We start from the raw sequence: 15,679 nt of genomic DNA, 5'->3' as shown, positions 1-15,679 counted from the left end.
AGTAATAGTCTAGTCTTACTATTTTTCTAGAGAATTTAATAACTGGCGAATATCATTAATTTCTTCATCGCTCGTTGAATCATCGATAGCTCGCATCACTAACTTTGAGGTAGAACCACCAAAGGCTTTAGTTATTAAGTCTTTAATCAGTGAAGATTGCGTTTGTGTTTGGCTGTTTGCTGTAGCATAAATGTGGGCGCGATTACTTTCATCACGAATGACCAGTGACTTTTCATGCATAATTTGGAGTATTTTTAATACAGTGGTGTAGCCAGTTTTTTGCGTAAGACTTACTACATCGTGTATTTGTCTTACGGTTGCAGGACCCATCTTCCAGAGCACGTTGAGTAGCGTTAACTCGGCTTCTGTGGGTTTTACTGCAGAATTTTCATGCGCCATGTACATATCCTTTATTTGGTAGTTTTATAAGTTCTAGACGAAATACGAATATGATCGTATTTCGTCCTAGCTTATATCGAGTATACTAAATGAGCAACCGTTTTGTTTGCTACCTATTTTTTTAGTAACTATTTTTCGCCTTTATTTAGTGTTGCATAAAGCTCACCAAGACGAGTGACAGTTCCTGGTCCGGAATTTTCTGCAAATTCACTAAGCATTTTAGGGGCGAAGGTGCTTACAACAGTTGAACCTAATTTAAAACGACCCATTTCATCACCTTTATTAAAGGTAATTGCGTCGGCACCATCTTTTGGGTATTGCCATCTGAATATATCTTTACCAGCTGGAGGCGTTATGGTGCCAGCCCAAGTTGTTTCGATACTGGCAACAATCGTTGCACCGACCAATACCATGGCAAGTTCACCCATTTCAGTATCAAAAATGGCAACAACACGTTCATTGCGAGCAAAAAGATCGGGCACGTTTTGAGCGGTAAGAGGGTTAACTGAAAACAGCTCCCCAGGAACATAAATCATTTCACGTAACGTCGCTGCCATAGGCATATGTATGCGGTGATAGTCTTTTGGAGCTAGGTAGATACATGAGAATTTCCCACCTTGAAAAGGTGCTGCTGTTTTTTCGTCACCACCAAGTAAAGAAATTAAGCTATAGTTGAAACCTTTTGCTTGAATAAGTTGACCATCAATAATATCTCCCTGTTGGCTGATCGCACCATCTACCGGATAACATAGGGCATTCTCATCTCCATCAATAGGTCGAGCTCCTTCTTCTAGTTCACGGGTGAAGAAGTTGTTAAAGGTATCGAAGTCACTGGCCTTTTTAAGCTTAGCCTCATTCATATTAATGCCGTAAGCTTTAATAAATAGGTTGATAAGCTTAGTAGTCAACCCACCCATTTTTGCAGCGGCTAATTTACCAACTAAACGTGAAATAGCGTGCTTAGGCATGATGTACTGCAAGGTGATTTTAATTTTATCGCTAAGATTATTTTGTGAAGACACTCATTTTTCCTTAATTATTAAAACGTGAGGTTAATTTATTATCATTGAGGCTAGCTAATATGCGCTGAAAACTTGCCAAGCGAGCAGGATTGATTTCATGCGTTTCACTTGCTGCTATTAAGGCACAGCCGGGATCCGTTTGATGTTTGCAGTCTCTAAATTTGCACAAACCAAGAAAATCAGAGAACTCAATAAAACCATGACAAACTTGCTCTGGTGTTAAATGCCATAAACCAAATTCGCGAATACCGGGAGAATCAATTAAATCTCCCCCTTCATTAAAATGGTATAAGCGTGCTACGGTAGTGGTATGTTGCCCTAAACCTGAGTTATCGGAGACTTCTTTTGTTAATATCCCTAAATCTGGCATGAGTGCATTCACTAACGTAGATTTACCAACACCCGACTGGCCGACAAAAATACTGGTATGTTGTGTAAGCTGCATTTTTAGTTCGCTTATGCCATCGCGAGATTTACTACTCGCATAAAGCACTTGATAGCCAATATCTTGATAAATTTTCAATTGCTTGGCTATTTTATCTTGCTCGTCAGACGTAATACTGTCCAACAAATCAGTTTTGTTCAATACAATAACAGGGGTAATACCAGTCTGCTCTGCAGCTACTAGGTAGCGGTCAATAATATCGCTATTAAAAACAGGTAACACTGAAGATACAATGAGAATTTGACTGATATTTGCCGCAATGGGCTTCACTCCATCATAAACATCGGGACGACTAAGCACTGAGTCACGTCCATGTACTGCCTCTATTATGCCTGTGATGCTATGTTGAGTTTCTCTGCCGAGGCGCCATAATACTTTATCACCACAAACAAGTGAGGCAATAGAACGGCGTAAATTACAGCGAAATATTTCACCGAGATCGCTTTCGACATCAGCATGTTGACCAAATCGACTAATAATAACCCCTTGTTGAGGAGCACCTAAATCATCATCTTCCCATTGCACTTTATCTTTATTTTTGGTGGTTTTACCATGCAATCTATTATCATGATTGGCTTTAATTCGCCTTTGCTGACCTTTGGTCAGTTTTTTTACTTTAGACAAGAGACTTATTCATACGATTTAATTTGATCCAACATTTAATTTGACCCGACTTGGTTGTGACGTATTATACTAACAATTATATACGAATGTTTATGCATTTTTTTTAAGGGAAGTTTATGGCGGGTAATGATAATAATTTAATTTGGCTTGATTTGGAAATGACAGGGTTGGAGCCAGCGCACGATGTGATTTTAGAGATCGCTATCATTATTACGGATAGCCATTTAAATACCTTGGCGCAAGGGCCAATATTTGCCATTAATCAAAGTGATGAAGTGCTAGATAATATGAGTGAGTGGTGTATTGAACATCACGGAAATTCTGGTCTAACTCAGCGTTGCCGAGACAGTACGGTGAGTTTGGCTCAAGCAACTGAGCAAAGCTTAGCTTTTGTACAAGAATGGGTACCTCAAGGTAAATCACCTATGTGTGGTAATAGTATTGGCCAAGATAGACGATTTATTAATAAGTACATGCCTGATTTTGAAGACCATTTTCATTACCGTAATATTGATGTTAGCACTATAAAAGAGTTGGCAAGGCGTTGGAAACCAGAGGTATTAGAAGCGGTAGTTAAAACGGGTGCTCACTTGGCTTTAGATGACATCAAAGAATCAATTGCCGAGTTAAAAGTATATAGAGAAGGGCTCTTCAAGCTCTAGCTTGATACTCGCTCTACATTTTAAGTGGGATGGGTTTAACATTCTCCATACAAATTATTTAAAGCATGAAAATATGTCTATCGGTATTTTCGTGCCCCTTCCTATTTTTGAGTGATATCAATGAAAAATTTAGCCACTTACTTAATATTTTTACTGGTAAATATATGCCTAGTAACCCAGAGTTATGCCTCCAGTCCAGCGGATGGCAGCATTAATGCAGATCAACAACTAGCAAGTATAATAGAAATACATGAAGCGTTTTATCTACAATCAAGTCCTTTCAACCAGCCTGATATTAGTGGTAATAACGCTAAGTTACCTGATATATCTGCCGAATTTTTACTCGCTCAATATCAACAACGTTTGGCTATTTATCAGCAGTTAATCGCATTAGATAATGAAAAATTAACACAAGACAATCAGATTAACTTATCGGTACTTACTTATAGTCTAAAAAATCATCTAGATAGCTATAACAACAAAGAACACTACATGCCGCTCACCGCAGAGTCTGGTTTTCATGTTTGGATAGCAGATATCTCAAAGCAAGTAGATTTTAAAACCTTGACTGATTATCAAGACTATTTAGCTCGTCTATCAGCCCTTCCTCGATATTTTGACCAACAAACACAGTGGATGAAACAAGGTCTTAAAAGTGGCATTAGTCAGCCTAAAATAGTGCTGGAGGGATTTGAACAATCCATTGCGGCTTACATAAAAGAAAATATTACGGAAAGTAGTTATTATTTACCTTTTAGCAAGATGTCTGTTTTTATTACGCAAAGCCAGCAAGATGAGTTAAAGCAACAAGCTAAGCATATTTTAACAACTAAAGTTATGCCTGCATATCAGGCTTATTATGACTTTATGGTTAATGAATATCAGCCAAATGCTCGTGATAATATTGCTGCTAATTCACTTCCTAATGGTAAAGAATATTATCAAAATAGGCTAGAGCATTACACCACGCTACCTATGACGGCAATGCAAGTTCATCAGCAGGGATTGGCAGAAGTAAAACGTATCAGAGCTGAGATGGATGAAATTATTGAGCAAGTTAACTTCAATGGCAGCTTCAGCGAGTTTGTACAATTTTTACGTACTGATCCTCAATTTTATGCCACTACGCCAACAGAGCTATTAAAAGAAGCTTCATTTATTGCTAAAAAGATGGACGCTAAGTTACCTAAGTTATTTAAGACGTTACCAAGAACGCCTTATGGTGTAATGGCAGTGCCTGCTAATATAGCGCCTAAGTATACCACTGGACGATATGCAGGATCATCACGAGATGACCAACCAGGAAATTATTGGGTCAATACTTATAGGCTAGATCGCCGACCACTTTATGTCTTAACGGCATTAACACTTCATGAAGCCGTGCCAGGCCATCATTTACAAATATCATTAGCAAAAGAAATGAATGATGTCGCGAAGTTTAGAAATAGAACCTATATTTCTGCTTTTGGTGAAGGATGGGGTTTATATTCTGAATACCTAGGAATAGAAGCAGGTATGTATGGGGATCCTTACCATAATTTTGGTCGCTTAACTTATGAAATGTGGCGAGCCTGTCGTTTAGTGGTTGATACTGGAATGCATACCCAAGGATGGAGTCGAGCTCAAGCCATGGACTTTTTAGCCAATAATACCGCCTTGTCACTGCATAATGTAAAAACAGAAATAGACCGTTATATCTCATGGCCAGGCCAAGCTTTATCTTATAAAGTGGGTGAATTAACGGTTAAACGTTTGCGAAAAGAAGCGGAACAAGCATTAGGCGAAGACTTTGATTTAAGAGAGTTCCATGATCAATTATTGAAGCGTGGTTCAATGCCATTATCTATGTTGGATAAAATAATAAGCCATTATATAAGTGAGAAAAAGTCACTCCATAAACAATCACTGTAATTAATTTTAGCGACTGCCTGAGACTGAAAATACTGTGTTGTGCACAGGACAAATAATTCGAGGGTAGGTGCTTGATTGGCCAATAGCTGGCTATTGAGATTGAGAGCAATGCCGCGTTGGAGTATTTTAACCAGCATAAGTGGACAATAACTTGATGTAAGTGATATTGGGTACGATTCTCAATTGTGTTGGTAATACTTATTATTAGTGATTTAGTGATTTAGTGAATGTTGAGTTATAGAAGATATAAAAAGAATAGGCATTTGTAAATGCAGAGATATAAGGAGGGGGGGGGCAACGCAAAGAAAACGGAAGAAACAGATAGTGAATTATCGAATTGAGATAAGCCCCCACTATATCTAAACTTGGCAGTCCCGCTATCATAGGTTTCCCTTTAGACCGGTAACTTTGCGTCTCTAACTTTCATTAGATTTGCCCTCATCAAGCTTTGAAGCTTAACTACATTTATTATAGGATGAATTTGATAAATGTAAACAGAAAACACTATTTATGTTTATCTTTATCAGGTAAACCTAGTAATAAGTAATATTGGATTGTATGGTGTCGCATCCAATGCTTTGTATTTCAATAACTAACGGTATAAACATGACAAAAAAACGGTTTTTGCTGTTCATAATACTTACTTTTAAAGTGCAATTTTTATCTTTTTTTATTATGAGTGTTTCCTCGGCACAGCCATCATCGGCGCAAGCCGAGCTCAGTAATCAAGTGCAGCAATTATTAAAAGTAAATGATGAAATGCTTGATACCGATACAGTAAAAACTCTATTGGAAAAAATCCTTAACAATCAAAAGTACTACTCAAATGATATTCTTGCCAAAGTCTATCTGCTCTCTGCAAGGGGGGCTAATAATCAAGGGAATCTCAACAAAGTATTTGAGTTTGCTCAAAAAGGTATAGCAACTAATAGTCGAGATAAAAAAATTCAATTGGCGCTGTTGCTGAAGTTAGGGGACGTATATGTCGGCAGGAAACAATATAAACAGTTGCTAGAATTGGCTCAAGTAGCGGTGAGTAATAGTAGATTAACTCAAAGTGTTAAGTATCAATTACTTTCGCTCAGTTATCGTAGTGTCGCATTTGCAATGTTGGGAAAACATCAATTAGCTCTAACTGATTTACAGCAAGTTGAGCAGGGTATTAGCAAAAGTGAATTGACAGAGCATATCGAGTTATTAACTATTTTTGCGTTGGCATATCATCATTTAGGTGATTATCAAACATCACAGATCATGCAGTTAAAAATATTGAAATTAAGGTTTGAAATGGGGCAATTGATAAAAATTTCTCAAACTTATTTATATTTAGGAACAGCCTATTTTTACTTGCAACGATTTGATGATGCATATAATGCCTTTTGGAAATCTAAAAAGTACGCGGAAACTAATGGGACTCCTATTCATGTTGCTCACGCAGATAAACGGTTAGGTATAGTTTTATTAGCACAAAAACAATTTAATGAAGCAATTGCACCATTAGAGCAAGCCATTGATATATATTATCAACATAATATGCTTTCAGAGCGTATAGAGAGTTTAGTTGGTCTGGCCAAAGCAAAGCTCGGTGTTGAAAAAACTAGCGAAGGTTATGCCTTATTAACTAAAATAGTAGGGCTTCTTAACGGGCAAGATATTTCGTTAGAGTTTGCCGGTTTTTATCGCATGGTTGCTGAAATGTACTTCGCGCAAAAAAATTATCAAATAGCTTATCTTTGGCGAGAAAAACATAGTCAAGTTTTACTTGATAAGCTTCACTATAAGAAGAACGCCTCTAGTATAGCACCAGGACTTTCTCAGTTGTTTGTAGAACAGTTAGCTCAAATAAAGCCTATCGAAGAGTCTAAAAGACTTGCCGTTAAATTGGCTGAAAGCAGCGAATTATCTATTAGTTTTGCCGCAAAGTACCAAAACCAACGAGTCATGATTATAAGCTTATCGGCCTTGATTTTTTTATTACTACTCATTTTAATTGGCTTCTTCTTGAGATTAAGAGCACAAAAGATGAACCTAGCTTATGAAGAAATAGAAAAGCCAAGTTATGCAATGGCTGCGCCTATACAAACTAAGTTTAACTATCAATTAGCGTTTAAAAAGGCAAAGAAATTTCAATACTCCTTGAATGTTGGCTATCTTATTGTAGAAAATTGGCAGGAGCTTAATTTCCATTTCAACCAAAAAAGTATTAGTGAGGTGACTAAAGATTTGGCTAGTTTAATCAACGAGAAAATATCTGAGTTTGATTCTGCTGGTTTGTTAAATGAAGGAGAGTATCTACTTATCTTTGAACATCAAAGTACTCAAGAGGTTAGTCTAAAACTCGATAAGCTGATTCAAGCTGTCAATACGAGAGCTTTTGCCAACCTCGGTGGTTTTTCTGTAATGATGAAGTATTCGTTAAGTACACCAGACTTTACAGATATTGACCCGTATCTGTTTATGGCACGCATTGCGGAATCTGTTAATATAGAGCAAGTTAACCAGTCTAAGGCGTTTTGATGTTTTTTGTTTTAGTTATAACCGTAGTTTTTGTACTTATTAGCGTCTATTTCTTTTTTCGTGCCGAAAAACTGCAGAGAGAGATAATAACCCAGCAACGTGAAAGTTTGGCCACTCGTAAAGAAAATAAGATCTTATCGGAGTATATGATTCTTGTTGCTACACGAGAGGAGGAGTTTGCCAAAGCAAAATTACAACGTTTAAAAGCTTATGCTAAAGCAAATGACCATGAGCAACTTATGATACATGCGGAATTAATCAGTCCATTAATTAACAATTACAGTATTATATTTAGAGAGTGCTTGAAAGGTAAAGGCCGACTCAAAGCGATTAGCCAGAAGTGTTTTGAAAATCAGGATAGTTCAGCTTATAAAAAATTTGTAGCACTGATAGTAACCAGTGATAAAAAATTGAAACGCTATTGGTCTAGTGATAATCTCAACGGGTTCCTTTTTTTAGTTGATGCTCTACTAACAATGACCGATGATAGTGCTAATGTACCTATCAAAAATCAGAAAAGTAATTGTCTATCTTAAGATAGTACGTTAATACGTTGGTATATCTGTACAAAAGACCATATTTTTATTAGGCTAGGGAATTACTTTGATTAAATTTCCTAGGATGGGGGGTTAAATATGAGTCGTTTTAACGCCAAGTACATTTTATTATTTATTATTCTTATTGTCATTGCTGCTCTATCTGCATTTTTTGCGCAATTATACATTGAAAATTTTCCGGTCAGTTTGACCGCTATTATTGGCTATCTTATTGCTGTTATTACAGCGACTGTTTCGGCTCTGTTATTGATTCAAAAATCATTCGATGTCACTTCTTTAAAAACAGATAAGGAAATTATTAGTGTTGAAGAACTATTTTCTTACACCCATGATCCTACAACCAACTTACCAACAGCGCAGCAAGCTCAAAGAACGTTTGAAGCCGCTATCAAGTCTCATACAGGGCAACGTTATGCCGCTGTGGTTTTTAAGCCTGTTAACTTTCAACAAGTAAATAGTTTACTTGGTCATCATAACTCAGACTTATTATTATTGCAGCTTGCGTACTGTTTACAGCAAAAAATATCTGACAATGCAAGCTTGTTAAGCTTTGGCCTTAGTCCGCAACCTGTCCGTATTGCTCGTTTACAAAGTTTACAGTTCTTGGTGGTATATAACTTAACGGATAGTCGTTTTGATGATGAGATTATGCTTAATGAACTATGTCATCAACTGGCGGATGCTGTGCCTGATGCCATGAGTTTTAAGAGTTTTTCTTTAAATTTTGAGCTTGCTTTTGGTATTGCTATCTCAGGGGAGCATGGTGATAACTTTGATGAAATCATCTCACATGCAGGCGACGCTTTACTGAATGCTTTAAAGACACAGCAACAAATTAATTACTTTGATAAAAGCAGTATTTTATATAACCAAGGTCAACTTGCTCGGATGGAGTCTTTACGTCAAGACATTAAAGAAGAGAGATTATTTTGCTATTTACAACCTCAAGTAAATATTAATAATCACAAAATTGCAGGGTTCCAATTAAGGGTGCATTGGTATGAAAATGAGTTAGCGAGACCGTTGGAGTTGTATGACTTCTCTGTTCTTGCTGAACATAGTGGCGAGTTATATTTATTGACAAAGCAGATGCTGAAAAAGGCCTTCTTAACCCTTGATAGTTTACACAAAATAGGAGTATATCAACGTATCTCTGTGACTTTATCGAGCGCAAGTTTATTTGAAGTGGATCTCGTTGAGTTTATCGAAAATAAATTGCAAGAATATGGTCTTTCGGGTAAATATTTGATGATTGAGCTGAGTGAAGACGTAATGCTAAGTGCGAGTCATCGGGTAAAAGTGATCATCGATCAGCTTAAATCTCTGGATATACAAATTTCCATAGCCAATTTTTCGGGGAGTTATGAATCGTTACGGTATGTAAGAAAAATGGCAATTCATCAGCTTAAAATTAATTGTCAGCAATTAACTAACGATAGTAGTAATCGAGTAGATAAAGCAATAACTAATGCACTTGTTACATTGACTCGTAGTATGAAAATTCCACTTGTAGGCACTGACATTGATAAGCATGATGCTTCAGAAGCTTATATCGCCATGGGCGGAGAATTAATTCAAGGACAAATAATACATTCAGGGGTCGTTCCTGAAGAAATCGAGATTTGGTTAGAAAAATGGTACTTGCAGCATCCTGAGTCAATCCCCCCTGAAGCTAGACCATCTGTTTATTAGCGCTCAGGTGCTAGTTATTAAATTAAGTATTGGGTAATGATTAATACATTACGTTTGACATGTTTTATTCAATATCTAGCTTTTCTAGTGATAGTATAATACCGGTGTTATCAGCATAGATATAGTCATCAGGTAGAAAGGTAACTCCAGCAAAGTTAATAGCAACATCGGTTTCTCCAATACATTGATCGTTTGCCCCAACAGGAATTGCCACGAGTGCTTGGATACCTATATCGACAGCCTCTAACGCGTCGACATCCCGTACACTGCCATAACAAATAATTCCTTCCCAGCCATTATTTGCAGCACATTGTGCAATACTTACACTAATAAGCGCTCGGCGCGTTGATCCGCCGCCATCAATAACTAATACTTTACCAGTGCCATCTATTTTAACAAGTTCATTAACTAAGCCTAAATTTTCAAAGCATTTTAACGTAACAACGTTACCGGCAAATGAGCTACGCCCCCCGTAATTACAAAAAATGGGATCCACAACATCAATTAAGTCGGCATAAAAGTCACATAATTCAGAAGTGTTATAGTGCATACTAGTTCTCATTTTTATAAATTATAGGGCTTTATCAGTATATGTTTTTTTATTAAAAATAAAACCTATTATATATTTTACTGGTATTACTTGAATTTAAAGATAAAAGCCTTTTTAATAGCACTCATGATTTGGTCGTTAAACCAAAAACATTTAAGAAACTTATTCGTTCAAACAGGTATATTAATAGCCATGATTAAAGTTGTATTATGATCGAATATATAACGCCCAAGACTTTTTTGTATTCGACGCAAGCCGTCGTTTTTGCAGTGCTATTCTTTGTTTTTTATACTTACTATCGCACCTTTCTTCGTAAATACGTTAAGTATTGGTTAGTGAGTATTGGCGCGCTTTGTCTTAGTTATTTTATCAAATCTATTGTGCCTTATTCGAGTAGCCATCTTTCAAGCGACTATTGGTTGTTTCTCGCGGAATTATTACTTCAAATTTGCCAATATTCCTTCTTGATTTTCCTTGGTTTCGGTGTTTTTAATGCAAAAACTAATAAGGAAGTTCCTAAGAAGATAACCAAGGGGGGACTCGCTTTAATTGTCGTACTTAGTTTTGTCACAACAATATTTTTTGCCTTTGACTCCAGCCAAGCATTTAACCATTTTTATTTAACCATTAGCCTCCCTAGTTTTGTCTTTGGCTGTGGTTTCTTTTCTTTAGCCAGCTACCTTTTATTTGATAAGAAAAGTTACTTTTCAAGCCAAGTTTTAATGTATTTTTCTGCTACTTTTGGTTTACGCTATTTAATCTACTCTTTTATTTCTATTGTGGCTTTAACTGAACCCTGGTTCCGTCAATTAGAGTCATTTCTATTGTATTTTGATGTTGCTGCACATAACATCCTTGGTTTTACTTTACTTATCTGGATGCAAGGGGCTGAAAGGTTTGCTGCTTTAAATGCTATAAATAGAGCACAATACCTTGGTAAGCATGATTCATTAACGGGGGCACTTAACCGTGAACAGGTGATGGCGAAATTGTCAGATAAAATGCTCGAACTGACACAAACCAATAAAGTAAATAAGAGTCAGGTCAAGCTAGCCATTTTTTTAATCGATATAAAGCAGTTTAAATTTATAAATGATACTTATGGCTTAAAAATTGGGGATTATATACTTGGAGAGATTGCCAGTCGCTTAAGTCATAGTGTTTTCATACCGCAAGCGGTAGGTCGTTTAAGTGGCGATTCATTTATGTTTGTCATAGAATTTGAACAGTTATCGCATGTCGATCGAGCGGTAGAGCATATTCATGAGCTCATAGAGCGCTGTTTTCGGTATGAGCAGCAAGAGATAAAAATTCAAGGTAGCGTTGGATACTGTTTTTATCCAGATGATGCGGATAAATCAGAAGACTTATTACAAAAAGCTAATCTTGCATTGCATCATGCAGAAACCAATAATATTGCAACTGTTGCTTTTGAAGACGGTATGCAAGCACAAGGCCGCCATTTAGTCTTGATGGAGAAAGAACTAAGATTAGCATTAGAAAATGATGAGTTTATTTTATATTATCAGCCGCAATTAAATTTGTTAACTAACAAGCTTGAGGGGGTAGAAGCCTTAGTACGTTGGCAGCATCCTGATAAAGGGGTACTGCCGCCTAGTGAATTCTTATCAGAGATTGAAGCTTTAGGTATGCATAATGAGTTTGATAACTATATTTTAGCCAAAGCATTCCAAGCAAGTGAACGTTGGTTCAAGTTATATCAACGTCGTGTCGCTATTGCTGTAAATATAACCGCGGTTGAATTTCAAGATGAACAGCTCGTTACTAATATTCAAATGTTATTGAATAAATATAGTATTCCTTCTAAATATATTGAATTAGAGATTACTGAAAACGTTGTCATGACTGATATTACTAGAGCAATGAATAGTATTATTAAATTGCAAAGCATGGGCATTAAAGTATCCATCGATGATTTTGGCACAGGTTATTCGTCTTTGGCATATTTACGAGCCTTACCGATAGATAAAATAAAAATTGACCGAAGCTTTATTCAAGAAGTAGAAAGTAATGATTCTGACCTTACTATCGTTAAGTCCATGATCGATCTTTCACATGGATTAGGTAAAAGGGTTTTAGCCGAAGGTGTTGAAACAGTTGAACAACTCAATTTATTACGTCATTTAGGTTGTGATGCCGTACAAGGTTACTTCATTAGCAGACCATTGCCGGAAGATAAGTTAGCGCGGTATCTTGAAAGGAAATAGGCTAAGAAAAAGTATAACTAAGCCAAGAAACATAAATCATTTCTTAGAAAAATCTCCCCTCAATAACCAATAACCAATAACCAATAAACCAAGGTATATTGTATTTATTTTCATGCCTGAATTTCGTGCTACCATCTCATAAAAGTACAAATAATTTACCATAATGGAAAAAAGTAAAAACTTTAACAATAATCTGATAGTTACCGATACAGGTCTATACTAGAGGAAGGAAGGCTGAGTAGTTTTCCTTTTTCGGCTGAACTTTGTATTTCGGTGCCTTCATAGCAACACAGCACATAAGAAAGGCAACGTTATATGGGCTAAGGATAAGTTAAATTTCTACTATTCATTTTTATATTAAACCTTAAAGGTAAAACTCTATGCTCATTAAACACAAATTAATCATTAACACCGGCATCTTAGTGTTGGCTATGGGCCTAATGTTAATATTACTGAACTATGCAAGCTCAACTTTACGGCATGATATATCGATTGCAAAGGGTATTGGTGATATTAAAGCATCTGTACTTGAATTGAGGCGCGATGAAAAAGACTTTTTCGCCCGTAAAACGTTGAAGTATGAGGACCAATTTAGTAATACAATAAAAGAAACTCAACTTCAAATTACTACTCTATCAGCAGACTTTACAGATATTGGTTTATCGATACCAGAATTGGCAAGTATGAGGAGTATTCTTACCCAATATCAAGCACAGTTTACCAAAGTCGTTGTCTTGCAAAAGAAAATTGGTTTAGATGCTAAAGCAGGATTATACGGTGAATTGCGAGCAGCTGTTCATAATGTGGAGGAGCTTATTGGTAACGATAATTACCGTTTACGTAGTGAGATGTTACAACTGAGACGTAATGAAAAAGACTTTATGCTACGTTTAGATGACAAGTATGTAGACAAGCTTAAAAATAATGTTAGTAAGCTACTAGATAGTGTTCAATCAAGTGACTTTTCTTCAGCTAAACAGCAGGAAATTAACAATCTTATCGACGCTTATCAAACGGCTTTTATCAATTTGGTGACTGTTCAAAAAGAGCTTGGTTATAATGAAAAAATGGGCGTAACGAAGGAAATGCGTAACGTAGTTCATCAAGTTGATAATGAGCTTAAAAAACTAACATCAAAAAGTGAAGAGGCAGTAAAAGACAGTGTGAGCTTTGTAAACTCTCTTGCCTATAGTTTGTTTTTAATTGTATTGTTAGTTGCTTTAGCGAGTGCATGGTTTGTAGGGAAAAGTATTTTAAATCGAATTAGAAATTTACAACTTACTATGGACAAAATTGCTCAGAGCAATGATTTAACGACTGAAATTGATGTTAGCGGTGGTGATGAATTATCTGATATGGCTAAAGTGTTTAATCATATGTTAACCAATTTCCGTTCACTTATTGTTGAAGTTAACCACTCTGTAGTTACTCTTAATACTGCAACAGGTAGTTTGGCTGAAAATATTTATAACGCCAATGAGGGGGTTGAGACTCAAATGCAGCAAACAGATCTTGTTGCTACTGCGGTAACTGAAATGGTAGCAACGGTAGATGAAATAGCCACTAATACTCGCGAAGCTGCCCATAAGGCGGAACTAACGAATAGCAATGCAGGAAAAGGTAAAGCAGGAGTTGAACAAACAATAAAACAAATAGCTCAGTTGTCCGAAAAATTGTTAGATTCAGAAAATGTAGTAAAAGAGTTAGAAAAAGAAAGTATCACCATTGCCTCCGTATTAGGTGTTATTCGTGGTATTGCTGATCAGACCAATCTACTCGCTTTAAATGCTGCCATTGAAGCTGCTAGGGCGGGTGAGCAAGGTCGAGGTTTCGCCGTTGTGGCTGATGAAGTGAGAACACTCGCAAGTAGAACTCAAGATTCAACTCAAGAAATTGAAACCATTATTGGCTTGTTGCAAAAGCGTACTCAAGAGATTGTAATCTTAATGGCGCAATGTCGTAACGAAGGAAAAGAAAGTGCTGAGCAAGCAAGCTCTGCTGGTGCAATGCTCGATGAAATAGCGCAAGATGTTTCGTTAATAATGGAAATGAACAGTACTATTGCAACAGCCATTCAAGAACAAAGTACCGTAGCCTCAGAAGTTAACCAACACGTAGTGATGATTAGAGATGTGACTGAGCAATCCGGTAAGTCAGCAAAACAAAATGAGCACATGAGTGAAGAATTGTCACAACAAGCACAGGTGTTAGCTGAAGAGGTTAGCCGTTTCACGGTTTAAAGGGACTGTGTCAGGAAGTAAATAAAAATGCTCTGACTCTTGTGATGTTAGGGCATTTTTATTGGGCGTAAAATAGAGATTTGAATCGACTAAATTGTTTCTTTATAGTTGTTTAAAATCAATCATGGCTTCACGGGAATGACCACTGTTTTTTAGCTCACTTAAGTAATCCTGCCAACGGTCCTCATACTCTACTGCCAATGTTTGGATATATTCCTCACTGTAGATAGCGTTATGGTTATCATCGAAAATAAAGCGATAACCATGCTTTGCTACGCTCTCAATATTCACTAACAACACATTCTTCTTGTGACTGACAACTTGAGCTGTTTTTAGTTTTTTAGTTGAGTTAGCTGGAGAGCTAATACGCAAATATTCAAAGCTAAGCTGCGTATTGGCTATCGCCGTGCTAGCAGTGAACTCAATAGTTAGATTATGTAGAGCATTATCTAGAATAAAACGGGCTATTTTCATTGTAGTAAACCGTTTAACCTTTTATTTGAGTAATCTGAGTTAATACCAAGCGGATTAATAAATTAACCCGATTGGTATCACTTTATAAAGCATACCCAAGCCACTTGAAGATGCGTGTTTCAGGACGCTTGAGCGATTCATGATCAAGGCGGCTCTTTTTTTAAGGGTTATTCCCTTAAAAAAGGAGACAACGAAGAACATGGCTTGCTCATACGTCCCCGCAGGGCTTGTTTAGAAACGCTTTATGCTGCGTTATTGATTTCGACAATAGAATAACTATTTTCTTCAATCAGTGCCTTGCCTAAAGGCACTTCTAATTCCAGCTGAAACCTACATCTTCAGGTAGTTTGGGTATATG

General features: G+C 36.7%; 12 protein-coding genes and 1 riboswitch. Of the genes, 7 read left to right on the top strand and 5 right to left on the bottom strand.

The window, feature by feature from the left end; all coding sequences use genetic code 11:
• Nucleotides 1-18 precede the first annotated feature (18 nt).
• The 3 genes from CXF71_RS20070 to rsgA form a co-directional block, all read right to left on the bottom strand.
• Nucleotides 19-399, bottom strand: a complete 381-nt coding sequence (locus tag CXF71_RS20070) for a BlaI/MecI/CopY family transcriptional regulator (RefSeq protein WP_101234692.1) — start codon at nt 397-399, stop codon at nt 19-21.
• Nucleotides 400-527: 128 nt separating this feature from the next.
• Entirely contained in the window at nt 528-1,421 is an 894-nt protein-coding gene (gene asd, locus CXF71_RS20065) for an archaetidylserine decarboxylase (protein WP_232771555.1), read from the bottom strand.
• A gap of 10 nt (nt 1,422-1,431) precedes the next feature.
• A complete protein-coding gene (gene rsgA / locus CXF71_RS20060; protein WP_101234691.1) occupies nt 1,432-2,490 on the bottom strand; it encodes a small ribosomal subunit biogenesis GTPase RsgA in 1,059 nt (352 codons plus the stop codon).
• Between the two features lie 116 nt (nt 2,491-2,606).
• Between rsgA and orn the strand changes: the two genes are divergently transcribed.
• From orn to CXF71_RS20035, 5 genes are all read left to right on the top strand, one after another.
• The gene (gene orn, locus CXF71_RS20055) at nt 2,607-3,152 is read left to right on the top strand and encodes an oligoribonuclease (RefSeq protein ID WP_101234690.1); all 546 of its coding nucleotides are present in this window, start codon (nt 2,607-2,609) and stop codon (nt 3,150-3,152) included.
• 120 nt (nt 3,153-3,272) lie between these two features.
• Nucleotides 3,273-5,063 (top strand): DUF885 domain-containing protein, encoded by a 1,791-nt coding sequence (locus tag CXF71_RS20050; RefSeq protein ID WP_101234689.1) that lies wholly within the window; start codon nt 3,273-3,275, stop codon nt 5,061-5,063.
• 364 nt (nt 5,064-5,427) lie between these two features.
• A riboswitch (cyclic di-GMP riboswitch) is annotated at nt 5,428-5,510 on the bottom strand.
• A 159-nt stretch (nt 5,511-5,669) separates the two neighbouring features.
• Nucleotides 5,670-7,580: a tetratricopeptide repeat protein gene (locus CXF71_RS20045; protein ID WP_232771554.1), complete on the top strand. Its 1,911-nt coding sequence runs from the start codon at nt 5,670-5,672 to the stop codon at nt 7,578-7,580.
• A complete protein-coding gene (locus CXF71_RS20040; RefSeq protein ID WP_101234687.1) occupies nt 7,580-8,116 on the top strand; it encodes a hypothetical protein in 537 nt (178 codons plus the stop codon). Before CXF71_RS20045 ends, CXF71_RS20040 begins: the two co-directional genes overlap by 1 nt.
• 99 nt (nt 8,117-8,215) lie before the next feature.
• Entirely contained in the window at nt 8,216-9,829 is a 1,614-nt protein-coding gene (locus CXF71_RS20035) for an EAL domain-containing protein (RefSeq protein WP_101234686.1), read from the top strand.
• Between the two features lie 64 nt (nt 9,830-9,893).
• Here CXF71_RS20035 and rraA read toward each other — a convergent pair whose 3' ends face one another.
• Nucleotides 9,894-10,379: a ribonuclease E activity regulator RraA gene (gene rraA, locus CXF71_RS20030; RefSeq protein ID WP_101234685.1), complete on the bottom strand. Its 486-nt coding sequence runs from the start codon at nt 10,377-10,379 to the stop codon at nt 9,894-9,896.
• Nucleotides 10,380-10,588: 209 nt separating this feature from the next.
• Between rraA and CXF71_RS20025 the strand changes: the two genes are divergently transcribed.
• Nucleotides 10,589-12,607 carry a putative bifunctional diguanylate cyclase/phosphodiesterase gene (locus CXF71_RS20025; protein WP_101234684.1) on the top strand — a complete coding sequence of 673 codons (2,019 nt, stop codon included), beginning with the start codon at nt 10,589-10,591 and terminating at the stop codon, nt 12,605-12,607.
• A gap of 380 nt (nt 12,608-12,987) precedes the next feature.
• Nucleotides 12,988-14,847, top strand: coding sequence for a methyl-accepting chemotaxis protein (locus tag CXF71_RS20020; RefSeq protein WP_101234683.1), 1,860 nt, complete (start codon nt 12,988-12,990; stop codon nt 14,845-14,847).
• 102 nt (nt 14,848-14,949) lie between these two features.
• On the opposite strand, the gene CXF71_RS20015 is transcribed toward CXF71_RS20020, so the two are convergent.
• Nucleotides 14,950-15,321, bottom strand: coding sequence for a gamma-butyrobetaine hydroxylase-like domain-containing protein (locus CXF71_RS20015; protein WP_101234682.1), 372 nt, complete (start codon nt 15,319-15,321; stop codon nt 14,950-14,952).
• Nucleotides 15,322-15,679 lie beyond the last annotated feature (358 nt).

It is taken from the genome of Colwellia sp. 12G3 (assembly GCF_002836775.1).
GTDB lineage: Bacteria > Pseudomonadota > Gammaproteobacteria > Enterobacterales > Alteromonadaceae > Colwellia.
This window is presented reverse-complemented; position numbering and strand designations above follow the sequence as displayed.

Coding starts and splice junctions, on each gene's coding strand:
- CXF71_RS20070 (WP_101234692.1), bottom strand. CDS start 399: ATGGCGCATGAAAATTCTGCAGTAAAACCCACAGAAGCCGAGTTAACG.
- orn (WP_101234690.1), top strand. CDS start 2,607: ATGGCGGGTAATGATAATAATTTAATTTGGCTTGATTTGGAAATGACA.
- CXF71_RS20050 (WP_101234689.1), top strand. CDS start 3,273: ATGAAAAATTTAGCCACTTACTTAATATTTTTACTGGTAAATATATGC.
- CXF71_RS20045 (WP_232771554.1), top strand. CDS start 5,670: ATGACAAAAAAACGGTTTTTGCTGTTCATAATACTTACTTTTAAAGTG.
- CXF71_RS20040 (WP_101234687.1), top strand. CDS start 7,580: ATGTTTTTTGTTTTAGTTATAACCGTAGTTTTTGTACTTATTAGCGTC.
- CXF71_RS20035 (WP_101234686.1), top strand. CDS start 8,216: ATGAGTCGTTTTAACGCCAAGTACATTTTATTATTTATTATTCTTATT.
- rraA (WP_101234685.1), bottom strand. CDS start 10,379: ATGCACTATAACACTTCTGAATTATGTGACTTTTATGCCGACTTAATT.
- CXF71_RS20025 (WP_101234684.1), top strand. CDS start 10,589: ATGATCGAATATATAACGCCCAAGACTTTTTTGTATTCGACGCAAGCC.
- CXF71_RS20020 (WP_101234683.1), top strand. CDS start 12,988: ATGCTCATTAAACACAAATTAATCATTAACACCGGCATCTTAGTGTTG.
- CXF71_RS20015 (WP_101234682.1), bottom strand. CDS start 15,321: ATGAAAATAGCCCGTTTTATTCTAGATAATGCTCTACATAATCTAACT.